The 13,087-nt window shown below is 67.0% G+C and carries 14 protein-coding genes; 8 read left to right on the plus strand and 6 right to left on the minus strand.

Annotation, left to right across the window (positions count from 1 at the left end; all coding sequences use genetic code 11):
* Window positions 1-40: 40 nt before the first annotated feature.
* From HL652_RS13780 to HL652_RS13790, 3 genes are all read left to right on the plus strand, one after another.
* The gene (locus HL652_RS13780; RefSeq protein ID WP_171705850.1) at window positions 41-1,789 is read left to right on the plus strand and encodes a tyrosine-protein kinase domain-containing protein; all 1,749 of its coding nucleotides are present in this window, start codon (window positions 41-43) and stop codon (window positions 1,787-1,789) included.
* A gap of 1 nt (window position 1,790) precedes the next feature.
* The gene (locus HL652_RS22060; RefSeq protein ID WP_371743645.1) at window positions 1,791-2,411 is read left to right on the plus strand and encodes an arsenate reductase/protein-tyrosine-phosphatase family protein; all 621 of its coding nucleotides are present in this window, start codon (window positions 1,791-1,793) and stop codon (window positions 2,409-2,411) included.
* 344 nt (window positions 2,412-2,755) lie between these two features.
* A complete protein-coding gene (locus tag HL652_RS13790) occupies window positions 2,756-3,859 on the plus strand; it encodes a PqqD family protein (RefSeq protein WP_171705852.1) in 1,104 nt (367 codons plus the stop codon).
* 80 nt (window positions 3,860-3,939) lie between these two features.
* Here the strand turns inward: HL652_RS13790 and HL652_RS13795 are convergent, their stop codons facing one another.
* Window positions 3,940-4,638 carry a hypothetical protein gene (locus tag HL652_RS13795; protein WP_171705853.1) on the minus strand — a complete coding sequence of 233 codons (699 nt, stop codon included), beginning with the start codon at window positions 4,636-4,638 and terminating at the stop codon, window positions 3,940-3,942.
* Between the two features lie 161 nt (window positions 4,639-4,799).
* Between HL652_RS13795 and lepB the strand changes: the two genes are divergently transcribed.
* From lepB to HL652_RS13815, 4 genes are all read left to right on the plus strand, one after another.
* On the plus strand, window positions 4,800-5,507 hold the full coding sequence (lepB, locus tag HL652_RS13800; RefSeq protein WP_253743282.1) for a signal peptidase I: 708 nt from the start codon (window positions 4,800-4,802) through the stop codon (window positions 5,505-5,507).
* Between the two features lie 62 nt (window positions 5,508-5,569).
* Entirely contained in the window at window positions 5,570-5,929 is a 360-nt protein-coding gene (gene tatA, locus HL652_RS13805; RefSeq protein ID WP_171705854.1) for a Sec-independent protein translocase subunit TatA, read from the plus strand.
* On the plus strand, window positions 5,926-6,498 hold the full coding sequence (locus HL652_RS13810; protein WP_171705855.1) for a hypothetical protein: 573 nt from the start codon (window positions 5,926-5,928) through the stop codon (window positions 6,496-6,498). The genes tatA and HL652_RS13810 overlap by 4 nt, the downstream gene beginning before the upstream one ends.
* Window positions 6,499-7,112: 614 nt before the next feature.
* Entirely contained in the window at window positions 7,113-7,589 is a 477-nt protein-coding gene (locus HL652_RS13815; RefSeq protein ID WP_171705856.1) for a hypothetical protein, read from the plus strand.
* Between the two features lie 9 nt (window positions 7,590-7,598).
* On the opposite strand, the gene HL652_RS13820 is transcribed toward HL652_RS13815, so the two are convergent.
* A complete protein-coding gene (locus tag HL652_RS13820; RefSeq protein WP_171705857.1) occupies window positions 7,599-8,156 on the minus strand; it encodes a hypothetical protein in 558 nt (185 codons plus the stop codon).
* Window positions 8,157-8,410: 254 nt separating this feature from the next.
* Between HL652_RS13820 and HL652_RS13825 the strand changes: the two genes are divergently transcribed.
* Window positions 8,411-8,725 carry a hypothetical protein gene (locus HL652_RS13825; protein WP_171705858.1) on the plus strand — a complete coding sequence of 105 codons (315 nt, stop codon included), beginning with the start codon at window positions 8,411-8,413 and terminating at the stop codon, window positions 8,723-8,725.
* Here the strand turns inward: HL652_RS13825 and HL652_RS13830 are convergent.
* From HL652_RS13830 to HL652_RS13845, 4 genes are all read right to left on the minus strand, one after another.
* Complete coding sequence (locus HL652_RS13830; RefSeq protein WP_171705859.1) at window positions 8,700-9,104, minus strand: DUF3021 domain-containing protein; 405 nt, start codon at window positions 9,102-9,104, stop codon at window positions 8,700-8,702. The genes HL652_RS13825 and HL652_RS13830 overlap by 26 nt on opposite strands.
* A gap of 81 nt (window positions 9,105-9,185) precedes the next feature.
* The gene (locus HL652_RS13835) at window positions 9,186-10,907 is read right to left on the minus strand and encodes a RecQ family ATP-dependent DNA helicase (RefSeq protein WP_253743283.1); all 1,722 of its coding nucleotides are present in this window, start codon (window positions 10,905-10,907) and stop codon (window positions 9,186-9,188) included.
* A gap of 23 nt (window positions 10,908-10,930) precedes the next feature.
* Window positions 10,931-11,761, minus strand: a complete 831-nt coding sequence (locus HL652_RS13840) for a helix-turn-helix domain-containing protein (RefSeq protein ID WP_171705860.1) — start codon at window positions 11,759-11,761, stop codon at window positions 10,931-10,933.
* Window positions 11,762-11,901: 140 nt separating this feature from the next.
* Window positions 11,902-13,020, minus strand: a complete 1,119-nt coding sequence (locus HL652_RS13845) for a MauE/DoxX family redox-associated membrane protein (RefSeq protein ID WP_171705861.1) — start codon at window positions 13,018-13,020, stop codon at window positions 11,902-11,904.
* Between the last annotated feature and the right edge of the window lie 67 nt (window positions 13,021-13,087).

Raw genomic sequence — 13,087 nt, forward strand, 5'->3', positions numbered from 1 at the left:
GGGAATACGGGAGACTCGCTCCTGACGAATCGAGGATTAGATGGAGCTTCGCTCGTATCTTCCAGTGCTGCGAGCGCACTGGCTTGCAATCGTGCTGATCACACTCCTTGGCGGGGCCGTAGCCTTCGGGTGGACGTTGCTGCAGCCGAAGATTTACTCCGCCGATTCGAGCGGGTACGTCACTGCGGGCTCAAATTCTGATACCGGCAACGCTCTCGTGGGCGACAATCTTGCTCAGTCGAAGGTGAAGTCGTACATCGATATTGGAACTTCGCGTGCCGTGGCACAGTCGGCAATCGACGAACTCGGCCTCACGGGAGTCACCCCGGAGGGCCTTGTCAACCGGATCACGGTTACAAATCCGGCCGAAACCGTGCTGATCAAAGTCACTGCCACCGGCCCGAGCCCAACAGATGCTCGCGATCTCGCCGAAGCTTGGCTCAGGGGAATGGCCACACAGATATCTGCCATCGAGGGTGGATCGGACGCGGGCACGGAAAGCATCGTGCAGCTCGTTGCCCTCGATTCTGCAGTGCTTCCGACGTCACCGACGTCTCCGAATACGAGGCTCGCCATCGGTATTGGTCTCCTGGCCGGCCTTGTGCTCGGCTTGGTGTATGCGTTCATTAGACATGCGCTCGACCGCCGAATTCGAACGGTGGAAGCGGTGGAACGAGAATTCGAGGTCTCCGTCGTCGGCAGCATTCCCGTCGATAAACGATTCACTGATGAGGATCGCCTCGTCGCAATGGATGGCGCGACCGATTACTCACGAGATGACGACGATGATGTCGCTGTTGCCGAGTCTTTGCGGGAACTCCGCACGAATTTGCAGTACATGAACGTCGATAACCCCCCGCGAGTCATCGTTGTGACAAGCCCACTGCCAGGTGACGGTAAGTCGACCACGATCGCAAACCTTGCAATCGCGCTAGCCGCCGGAGGGCAAGCCGTCGTCCTAGTGGATGCAGATCTGCGCCGACCAACGGTGTCGAAGACATTCAATCTTGTTGGCGGCGCCGGTCTCACCGAGGTACTCGCGGGTCGGTCTGACGTCGCTGACGTACTTCAGCCCTGGGGCACGTCAGGCAAACTACTGATCCTTGCCGCTGGGAAGACCCCGCCCAATCCGAGCGAACTTCTCGGATCCGAGCGTATGCACACGTTGTTGCAAGAACTGTCTGAACATGCCGTAGTGCTCATTGATGCTCCGCCTCTCATCCCGGTGACTGATGCCGCGATTTTGACCCACAACACGGATGGGGCACTCGTCGTCGCGAGTATCGGAAAGACGACGTTTGAAGCACTTTCAAAGGCACTGCAAAACCTCGAGCGAGCGAATGGACAGGCCCTGGGCATCATCCTGAATCGTGTTCCGCGACGCGGAGTGGGTTCGAATTACGGATATTACGGGTACAAAGGGGACTATCGTAGCCGTCCGGATTCCGAGCCAGACCACGCCGACCACCTGTCTGGTGCGAGTCCTTCGGCTGACATCGAACCGGCTGTCACTCCGCCACACTCGTCGCAGACAAATCCGATAGCGGCTGCATCTATCGATGCAGCGGCCAACCCCTTACTGGTTACCCTCCCACCTCTTCCCCACCCCGCTGATGGCGGCACGGCTGCCGACGGTTCCTCCGCTTCAACATTCGACGACATTCTTGCTGGCGCAGGTATTGATCAAATTTCAGGATCGGAGACTGTGGACACTGACGCGTCTCAAGAGGAGAAACCACGTCCTGCAGCAACGCGTCGTGAACTCCGGTCTCGCGCCCGGGGCCTGTGAGATGTTTGGCAATCCTTTCGCTCGGCAAGCTCCGCCGCCCGGCCCGTCCACGTTGCTTTTTGTGTGCACTGGGAACATCTGCAGATCGCCCCTCGCTGAAAAAGTGTTACGCAGTCGATTAAACGCTGATGCCGCTGCGCCTCGATTTCAAGTGATGAGCGCGGGCCTTCACGCGGTGGTCGGTTCACCCATGGATACAATCCCCGCAACAATCGCCGCCCGCGCGGGGGCTGACCCAGAACATGCCGGCACTCAGATCTCTCGATCTCATGTCGAAGTCTCGTCTCTCATCATCACCATGACGCGCGATCAGCTCGATGAACTTGTGCTTGAATATCCGATCGCCATGAAGCGAACATTCACACTCACGGAGATCGTCAGGATCCTCGAAGAGCTACCTAGCGAAGTTCCAGCGCCGGGTTCGGCTCCGAGTCGCACTATTTTCGACGTCGCTACGGATGCCTCCCGTAGTCGCTCACTGTTGACGAAGCGGGGGACGATTGACGTTGAAGACCCCTTTCGACGCTCACTTGCCACTCACGAACGAGTGGGAGCCCAGATTATAGATCTGACAAATCGACTTGCGGACGCTCTGACATCATCGCCGAGCTACGGTAATTAACGACAGTAGCCCTGACGGCCGCATCCCGCGATGCTCGGGGCAGCTTCGCGGCGGCGACAGTTCGCAGAACCACGTCGGGGGAGGGCAAGGACCTCATTCCATCCCTTCGAACGCGGTTCCGATTTGATAACCGCAATTCGGACATGTCCACACACCGATCAATGCGATCTCATTCTCTTCTCGCTCAGCCTCATCGACAGAACCGCACCGAGGGCAGGAGAATGCGTCCATATCCGCCAGCGTAGCCCGGCCAGGCGGAGTAGGCCAGAGAAGCGGCCGAAGCGTCAGGCCGCGGGCTTGATGCAGTACCGCATTCGCGACGAGCAATGCACTAGCCTTTCCCCATGAGTGCCGCCATACGAATCAGCGCTCTGGGAACTGCAATCGGCATCACGCTTGACGACACCATCTCGCCGGATGCCAGCTTGCATGTGGCGCAGATCTGGGAATCGGCATCCATCGATGGTGACTTGCCCGTCGAAGCGACATTGTCCGCCGGGCTGGCGCCTCGCCCTAGTGATGCTAGCGCGGTCACTGCGAGCGACGTGGAGTCGCTGGCCGCCATGCTCTCGACGCGGGTGACCCTCGCCGCGATCGAGAAGAGGAAATCCGAGCTCGTCATGCTGCACGCCTGCGGAGTCGCATTGCCCGACGGCGGGGTCGTCGCCTTCGTCGGCCCCTCGGGTCGAGGTAAGACGACGCTTGCGCGCAATGTAGCTCAGCACTTCTCCTACATCACGGATGAGACAGTGGGCATCGACATCAGCGGTGGCGTGCATCCGTATCGCAAGCCACTCTCCGTCATCACCGACGAGACGAAGCCCCACATCAAGACGCAGATCCCACCCGAACAACTGGGCCTCTTGCCCTTGGGTTCCGAGCCGCTGCGCATCGCGGCAATCGTGCTGCTCGAGCGCGACGCCGAGCACGAAGGCCCCCCCACCGCAGAGCCGGTGTCATTACGGGACGCCATCCTCGGTGTCGTTCCAGAGCTCAGCTACCTTCCCGAGCTCCCCCAGCCGCTTCAGCGCCTAGCGGGGCTGCTCGATCAGGTCGGCGGTGTGTCCCGGCTGCACTACCGTGAGGCAGCCGACGTTGCAGACGTCGTTCCCCAGCTTGTGAAGCAGCCGGCGCAGAGCGGCTGGACGGTGGTTCCCACCGTCGACCTTGATGAGCACGTGCCGACCGGAGACTACGCTCGCGCGGCCACCCTCGACGTGCTCGATCTCGGGGCCGAATACCTCTTTCTCAGCGGGCGCAACGTGCATGTGCTTGACGGCATCGGCCCTGCTATCTGGGACGCGCTCGACGAGCCCAAGGACCTGTCGCGGGTGACGGATGCGGTGGTCGCGAGACACGGAGCACCGGAAGGTGCGCATCCTGAAGCCCTGGTCGAGGCAGCACTGAACGCGCTCAGCACCGAGGGCCTAGTGCGGCGCGGTTCCTGAGCACCGCCCGACGCGAGTGCCCAACACAAGGCGAAAGCCCCGCCGCGAGACTGCGACGGGGCTTCCTTCAGACCGCTCGATCAGCCGACCGGCGGGGCGTACGGGTCGGACGGGAAGGTGCCCGTTGCGCCGCCGCCGCCTGCGACGTTGCCCGCCGAGACGACGTACGACGCCGAGTACACAGGCCACTGGCCCTCGTCGTCCTGCTCCCAGGTGCCGTTGTAGGTGGCCTTCACCGTGAACGCCGGGGCGGGGAAGGTGACCGGGCCGGGGGCCGCGACGCTCTGCGAAGGCGAGGTCAGGGTGAGGAGGGTGCTCGAGGAGGCCGTGACGGTCCACACGATACCGCCGGCGACGTAGGTGCGGCCGATGGCCGAGGCGCCGGTGGGAACGGTGGCACCGTTCTGGTCGACGATCGAGCGCGCGGTCGACGTGCCACCGGCGGCGTTGTTGATGTCGAGGCGGAGGATGCCGGTGTCCCAGGTGCCGATGATGTTGCTGATCTGCAGGTAGCCGTTGGTGAAGGCCGAGGTGACCTGCACGCCCGGGTACTCACCGGGGACGACCGTCGACGGGTTGGTGCTGACCGTCGAGGTGGCGCCGGAGATCGAGGTGGCGTCGGACGGTCCGCCACCGCTGGCAGCGGCAAGCGGCGTAGCAGCGGCGAGCGCGATGACGGGCGCGGCCCAGGCGGCGCCGACGGCGACCTGCCGGCGGGTGAGACCGCGGGTCTGGGTCTCGGCGTCGGTGCTCGGGAAGTCAGGAGTGTTCTGAGTCATAGGTGTATCCCCCGTGGGTAGTGGGCTTGTCGCGAACGTCATCGAAGACGTCGCAAAACCGACGCTAGGGGTCGTTCTCCACACCCCCTTATAGAAGGAATACTTTTCACCCTGCAATTCACCTTCCAGGATTGCGAGCGCCGATCGGCTAGCGTTCTCGTGTGAGCTCGACGACTGCGACGCGACCCGGCCTGCTCAGGCGGCTGGCCCGTAACCCCTTCGTGAATCTCGTCGCGGCGTTCATCGTGCTCGCGCTGGTGCAGAACTTTCTCGTGCGCCTCTACTACGTGCCGTCGGGGTCGATGGAGCAGACCCTCGAGGTCGGCGACCGCATCCTCGTCAATCGGCTCGCCTACCTCGGCTCCGAGCCGACCACCGGCGATGTGATCGTCTTCGACGCCTCCGAGGCATGGGACGGCGAGGCGGCACCCGAGACCAATCCGCTCAAGGCCGCGGTGCGGTGGCTCGGCGGAGTGGTGGGCATCGGCCCATCTGATCGGCACACGCTGGTGAAGCGAGTGATAGCCGGGCCCGGGCAGACGGTGTCGTGCTGCGATGCCGAGGGGCGCATCCTGGTCGACGGCGAGCCCCTCGACGAACCCTACGTGTTCGAGAATCTGCCGTTCGAGGCCGGAACGCTCGACTGCGACTCCACCCCCGCATCCCTCCGCTGCTTCGGCGAATACACCGTGCCCGAAGGCGAATACTTCGTGCTCGGAGACCATCGCTCGGCCTCGAGCGACTCCATCGCGCTGTGCCGAGGGGCACCCGCGACGACCGACGGATGCGTGCGGCTGGTCGAGCGGTCGGGTGTCGTGGGCAAGGTGTTCCAGGTGGTGTTCCCGTTCGGCAGTTTCAGATCTCTCTGACCCTGCAAAGGTGCCTCGGGTAGACTTCGACGACCTGAGGACCAACGGAAAGGGTGGATCCGATGCTCGGCAACCTCAACGGATGGCACTTGATCATCGTTCTGGTGGTGATTCTGCTGCTTTTCGGAGCGACGAGGCTCCCGGCGCTCAGCAAGAGTCTCGGCCAGTCGATGCGCATCTTCAAGAACGAGACGAAGGCGATGAAGGAGGAGAACGCGGAGCCGTCGGCTTCCGACACTCCCCCGACGGCGGCGACGCCGGCCCCGGCGGTTGCGGCGACGCCTGCGCCGGCTGCGGCTCCTGCGGCGGCTCCGGCTGAGACGCCGGCGCCTGCAGCGGCGGCACCTGTCGCGGCACCTGCCGAGCCGGTCGCGACTCCGGTGACCACGCCTGCTTCGCCGACGGGCGAGAGCAAGTCGTGACCGGAGAGCTCGATCGCCGCACCGTCTTGCAGGGTGCGGCTTGGTCAGTGCCCGTCGTGGCACTCGCGGTCGGCACGCCCCTGGCGGCGGCGTCGGGAGCGAGGGTCACCGTCGACTTCGCCGCGGCGTTCATCGCGCTGCGCACCTCCGACATCGTCACGGGGGTGATCGCGATCACCAACACCTCTGGGCAGGCCATCTCAGGCGAGACGCTCTCGATCGTGCTGGCAGCGGAGCCCACGCCGGAAAGCGATGACGTCGACCCGAGCCAGTCGTTCCTCGTCACACTCCCCACCGCGTCCGAGGCGGAGACGTCGAACGGCGAACTGGGAGACGTCGTCAACGATGACTTCGCCTTCAGCACCAACTTCGCCGGATCGAGCCTGAATCTCACCGGGCCACTCACGGTGGGGGCCGGTGGGACTGTGGTCATCGCGCTCTACTTCCGGTGGGCGGCTGTCAACCCTCGGCGTGCCGCCTTCCTCATCGCGGGAAGCTTCACTATCGGCGGTCAGACGACACCACTCGGTTCGGCACTCCAAGTCACGGTCGAGCCCCCCGTCGAATAGCGGGTGACGCGAGGGGTGAAAAAGCACTCTTCTCGTCGATCGTCGATTATGCGGCCGATAGGTTTCTTCTGTCGGACCCGATGACGTCACAAGGTCTCGACCGTGTCGCGACCTGACGGAGCACCCACTCCGTGGCGCAGATGCATCGCCCCCTCGTCGGCCTGGCCCCAAACAGTCCCGGCGAGGGGGCCTTTCGCGTTCCCCGGCCTGCCGCAGGCGTCGCAGCGGCCCCGGCCCACCCCGCGCGCCACGATTCCGACGCGGCCTTCGGCCATGACCGCACACATCTCCGTCGCAGGGGTGTGCGGTGCAGGCAGCCGGTCGTAGGGTCCAGGGCATGGGGGTCGGTAGGCGCAACCGGTACTGGGATCGTGGGTTCACGTCACGAGGCCTAGCGGGGTCGGCCGTAGTCAATGGGGTCTTGGCTGTGGGGGCCGTGGGGCTGTGGGTGCTCGACCGCGAGGGCCGGTCATGGGGTTGGCTGCTGGCGATAGGGTTCGCGGTTGTCGCGGCTTACTTCGCGTGGCAGGCGGTACGACTGCGGACGTTCGAGCGGGCCCAGAGCATCCCCGAACCGAACGTGGCGGTGCCGACTAGGCAGGGGGGCGACTCACATGGCGAGTGACGAATCGAACACGACCAGCCCCACCGGGGCGGTGGCTGAGCGGGTGAGTCCGCGGGCCGCCGGGTGGATAGCCGTGGGAGTGGCGGTGGTGATCGCGGTGGGCGGGGGCGTGTTGCTGGCGCACCCGCCGTGGAGCATTACGGGGGCGGTGGTGCTGGTGGGGGCGAGCATCCTGTTGCCGGTGGGGGCGGTGTGGATGCTTCGGCGCTCGTGGAGCGAGCCGTGGCCACCCGATCTCACCCCGTCGGTGCAGAAGCAGCTGAGGTGGCTGCGAGTAGGTCGGATCGCGAGCGCTGTGATGCTCGTGGGGGTGATCGCATTGGCGATCTACGCGGTTGCGCGGCAGAACTGGTGGCAGCTGGCGTGGGCCGGTGTCTTGGGTGCCATGGGCCTCAGCAACCTGAGCGTCAATCGCGCGACGCTGCGGCGGCTGCTCGAGAGTCGGGCAGCGACTGACGGCGAGTGAGTGCGAGTGCTATTCCGTGCAGGACCAGCCGCGGATGCTGGCACCGCGGCATTCTGGGGCCTCGCCCCAGACGCGGGCGGTGAACTCGTCGGTGGGGTCGGGCTCGGCGGTCTTGAGGATGGTGATGGTGGGCACCTCGACCTCTCGCGCGCTCGAGGCGAGCTCGGGGCCGGTGAACTCGGCGCCGCGGTCGGAGACCGACACGACGCGCCAGCCACCGTCGAGCACGTCGTCGACGACGAGGCCGTGGGCGAGGAAGCCCTCCGCCCAGCGCAGTGACATGCGGAGGGGTCCGGAGGACGGGCCGAGGCCGCCGCCGCTCAGCCGCACCCGGCCGTTGCCGAGGGTGACGCTGACGATGCCCGCGTTCGCATTGACGGCGAAATCGGCTGCGAACGAGAGCGGGCTGACGATGCCGGGGAGCGGCGGTCGTTGCGGGTCGGGTACGCGGGCGACGACGCGGGACATCCAGGAGGCGGCGTCGCGCATCCGGTGCTCTTCTGTCGTGGGAGGCTCGAAGTCGTCGGGCTCGTCCGAAGGTGCTTGCGGGCCTGAGGGCTGGGTCATCGGTTCGTCTCCGTATCGGCCAGCGGTTGTCGAAAGTACGTCTCACTACTCGACACGTGCACAATAGGTACACGGGAATCGCTGGGCGTTCACCCAGCATGCACTTAATTCACCCGGTGCCACAGCGATATCCAGACTGTCGCTGGAATCGGTCGGCATTCTCGCAGCGATCGGACGTTTTGCGGATAATCGCGGCGTCTGAGAGGGGCCAGACGAAGCGTATCGTTGACACCACGATTTTCATGAGGTGATACGTGACAGACGACGCTCACATTCCCCGGCTCGGTGCCACCGCCGCGCGGGTACTGCTCGACGCGGTCATCTCGCAGAGCAGCGGTCAGTCGATGGAGGCCAACATCTCGGCGATGGCCGTTGCGCTCGAGGCGCTGACGCAGGGTGCCGGGGGTGACGGCAGCGGCGCCGAACAGCCCGAGGCGAGCGATGTGGTGGGCGCGGCGGTGGTGTGCATCTCGTGGCTCGCGGCGCACCTCGCGGCGGAGAAGGAGGTCGACCTCGAAGACGTCGTGGCCGACCTGCGGGGGTTCATCGAGGACGTGTCGGAGAGGTAGGTGCCGCGCTTCGGCGGGGGCCGATCTTGACGAAGATGACGTAGAAGATGGTCCAGAGCACGAGGCCCGCAGCCAAGAACGTCGCGATGACGGCGAGGTAGCCCCACACGGTGTCGAGCGGGAACCATCCGCTGAGCAGCAGCGCCGGCAGCACGGTCACCACCATGATTCCGAAGTGCACCAGGGTCTGCGTACGCAGGCTCCACCGCTCGACCTGATAGACGACGGATGCGCCGGCCGTTGCCGCGACGATCACCCCGACGGCGAGGGTCGCCCGCCCGTCTTCGTGCTCGCCCTGGGCGAGGAGTGCGATGCCGATGGCCGTCATGATGACGAGGGGGATGCCGGCCAGCAACGTCGCTTTGATGGGCAGCCTCATCGGGCCAGCCTACAGACGGTTCTCGGCGCGCCGTCTGGAACGGCGAGGCGGCCAGTTCTTCGGGTGCGACGGGTGGGCCGGTCACGCGGGGCGGAGGAGGTTGCGGGCGAGGACGGCTTGGAGGGAGAGGACTTTGTAGCCCTGGGTGGGGAAGTAGGCGGTGAGGCGGTCGCCGTCGAGGGAGACGATCTGGCCGGGGCCCCAGGTGGCGTGCACGACGTCGTCGCCGTCGGCGAACGGCGGCGTGGCGACCGTGGTGGGAAAAGCAGCGGATGCGTCGTCGGTCATGCCCGTGTGCGAATCCGTGCCGCCCGCGCCCCAGCCGCGGTGGGTGCAGACGTCGCAGTTGCCGCAGGGGGTGGTGAGGTCGTCGCCGAAGTAGGAGAGGAGGAACTGGCGGCGGCAGCCGCGGGTTTCGGCGTAGCCCTGCATGAGGGAGATGCGGGAAGTGTCGATGCGCTCCTGGCGCTCGCGGGCCGCCGTGACGGCGGCGAACGCCACCTCCTGGGTGACGGCGGCCGCGAGCACGACTCCCCCACCCTCCTCGGTGAGGTGCCCCGTCTCGACGAGCAGGTTCACGATGTTCTCGACGGCACGCTCGGGCAGGCCGGTCGCGGCGACGAGCTCAGACACGTTATGAACAGCAGGCCCGCCCGCAACCAACGCCCCCACCACATCCTCGACTCGCTCCTCCGACACCCGCCCGCCGGCGAAGAACCGCCGCAGCCCGAGGTCTTCTGCCCGATAGTGCAGCGTCGCAAGCGCGGGCCCTCCGTCGCGGCCCGCCCGCCCGAGCTCTTGGTAGTAGCTGTCGAGCGATTCCGTGACGTCGCCGTGCACGACGAACCGCACATCCGCCTTGTCGATGCCCATGCCGAACGCCGAGGTCGCCACCACCACGTCGAGCCCGCCCGCCTGGAACAGCTCGTGCACCTCCGTGCGCTCGCGCGCACCGAGCCCGCCGTGGTAGGCGGCAGCCCGCAGACCGAGGTCGCCGAGCGCGCGGGCCACCCGCTCGGTGTCGGCCCGCGTCGCGAGGTACACCAGCCCGGGCGGCGTGAGCGCCGCCACCTGCTCAAGCACCGCGCGCTCCTTCTCATGCTCGCTCTCGTGCCGTTCGACGGCGAGCCGGATGTTCGGCCGATCGAACCCGTGCACGAACACCTCCGGGTCGCGCAGGCCGAGCCGCTCGACGATCTCGTCGCGCACGGGCGCCGACCCGGTGGCGGTGAGCGCCAGGATGCGCGGCCCACCCAGCCGGCGGATGACCGACCCCAGACGCAGATACGCCGGCCGGAAGTCGCGCCCCCACGCCGTGACGCAGTGCGCCTCGTCGACCACGAACAGACTCACCCCGAGATCGCGCAGCCGCTCGACCACCTTGTCGCGCGCCAGCTGCTCCGGCGCGAGGAAGACGAACTCCGTCGCCCCGTTCGCCACCGACACCCACGCTTCGTCGTTGGCCCGCTTCGAGCGACCAGAGTTCACGGCGACGGCCTCGTGCTCGTCGCCAGTGCGGGAACGGATGCTGCGCACCTGATCGACCTGCAACGAGATGAGCGGAGACACGACGACTGTGGGCCCGTCGAGCAGGTGCCCCGCGAGCTGGTAAATGGCCGACTTGCCGTACCCGGTCGGCATCACGGCGAGCGCGTCATGCCCCTGCACCACGGCCCGCACCGCGATGAGCTGCCCCGGCCGGAGCGCCTCCCAGCCGAACACGTCGCGTGCCACCGCGGCGATCCGCTCGTCGATCGCCGCCGTGTCGGCGCTGCCGCCGCCGTCACCCCGGGTCTCCCCCACGCGCCGAGGGTACCGCGTGAAGGTCAGGCCCCGCGAGCCCGCAATTGGGAGGGGGTGCAGTACCCCAGCGCCTCGAACGCGCGGCGCAGATCGGCCGCGTCGGCGAAGCCGCTGTGGTGGGCGACCTGGGTGATGTTGAGCACCCGGAACGCGGGGTTCTTCAGCATCGAGACGGCGAGCTCGGCACGGTGCCGGCGGATCTCGCGCGACGGCGTCGACCCGATGCTCGAGAAGATGCGCTGCAGCTGCCGCATCGAGATGCTAAGGCTCTGCGCGAGCACCGTCGGCGTGAGGCTCTGGTCGGTGCGGTAGGCGGCGATCTGCGCCATCGCACGATCGAGCAGCCCGGGTGCGGGCGCGGCGATGCCCCCGGCCCCACGGTTCTCCAGGAGCAGCGACGCCGTCATCTCCCACAGCAGCTTCTCGAGGAAGTACGCCGACAGTCGCTCGAGCTCGCCCGGCGTCTCCATCACACCGGCGAGGAACTTCTTGACCGGCCCCAGCACCGCCGAATCGCGGATGATCGTCGACCGCCCCGTATCCGTCACGTACTCGTCGACCGCCAGTTGCGGAACCGTCACCGCGATCGCTACCGAGCGCTGCGCCGAGAACACCGCGTAGCGGCGGGCGCCGATCAGCACGAGCGCCTCGTCGGCGCGCACCGCGCTCTCCTCCCTCTCCTCGTCGCGCACCACGATCGTGGTGTCGAGCGGGAACACGATCTCGATCGAGGTGGGCGTGGTGCGGCAGATCTTGCGCAGCGGCGTACCGCCGGCCGGAATCTCGAGCAGCGACACCTCGGTGTCGCCGATCTTGATGGTGCCGCGCATCGACGGCCTGGGGAGGTCGGTCACCGCTCTTCTGAGCTGTGAGTCAGTCGTACTCATGAATTACCCCGTTCATGAACCCGTGGAACTCTATCGTTCCCTCTGCTGCTGTGCACATGTGGTTTCCGGGGAGCCCCGGGAGCCGACGCCTGGCGTCAATCTGATCATCAGGTGGCGATTTCATGGTGTGAAACCGGTAATTCGTCGGTATTGACTCCGATGACACGGCCGATCACCCTCAGCAATTCCCCCACCTCCTCGCTCCCCTGAGCAGGCCCCGCGGCCACCGTGCGCGCCGGCGTGAGCAGCAGCGCGGCCGGGTAACCGGCGATCTCCCCCGCCCTCATCAGCGACCTGGCCCCGTAGAAGACCGGCGCTGCGAGGTGCGGGTAGCGGTCGGCGAACACCTGCGGCTCGGCAGAGGTGAGCACCGCGACACCGACGGATGCGCCCACCGCCTCGCTCCACCCGTCGAGCCGAGCGGCGATCGTCGCGCAGGGGGCACAGTCGGCCGAGAGCAGCACGAGCAGCGTCGGGCGGGCAGCCGCGATCGACGCGAGCTCCACGGCCCGGCCTCGCGGGTCGGTGACCTCGAGATCGGGTACGGGCCACTCGGCGCCGTCGCGGCCGGGTGCCAGGCCCGCCGACGCCAGACCCGGCGCGGAGCCCGACGTCGGCCCCAAGCCCGAGCCCGAGCCCGAGCCCGACGAGGCGGTCACCCCCGCCCCGCGGCGCGCCTGCGCCGGGTTCGAGCCTCGGCCACCCCGGGCACGCCCCACGACTGCCACCACGGCCACCACCGCGAGCACCAGTGTGGTGGTGCCGAAGAACGCTGCCCACTGCGCGGGCGAGAACACGACGAGAGCTGGCACGACCGCGCCACCTCCCAACCCCAGCGCTCCCGCCGCGACGACGACGAGCGCACCGTTTCGCGCGAGGGTGGCCCCCGTGACGGGCGCCGCCGACGCAGCCCCGAAGCAGTTGCAGTGCACCGCCTCGCCGGCGCGGATGACTCGCAGCACGGCCGCCGAGAACACCACGAGCAGCCCGACCGCGCCGACGGCAGCGGCGACGAACACGAGACCGGGAGCGGCGAGCAGCAGCACCGCGATCGCGCACTCGACGATCGGCACCGCCCACGCACCCCACGCGACGGCACTCCTCGGCACCCCGAAAGCCACGAGCGCTTCCCTCGTCGCCGCGGGCGAGCGCAGCTTCGCCACGCCGCTCCACGCGAAGGTGACGGCGATCACGAGCGCGAGCGCGGTGCCGACGGCGGTGGTCATGGGGGTCTCTCCTGGAGTCGACCGCGGGAGCGGGCACGGTTCGCGGGGCCGGAGACGGCCGTGGCCG

Source organism: Herbiconiux sp. SALV-R1 (assembly GCF_013113715.1).
Lineage (GTDB): Bacteria > Actinomycetota > Actinomycetes > Actinomycetales > Microbacteriaceae > Herbiconiux.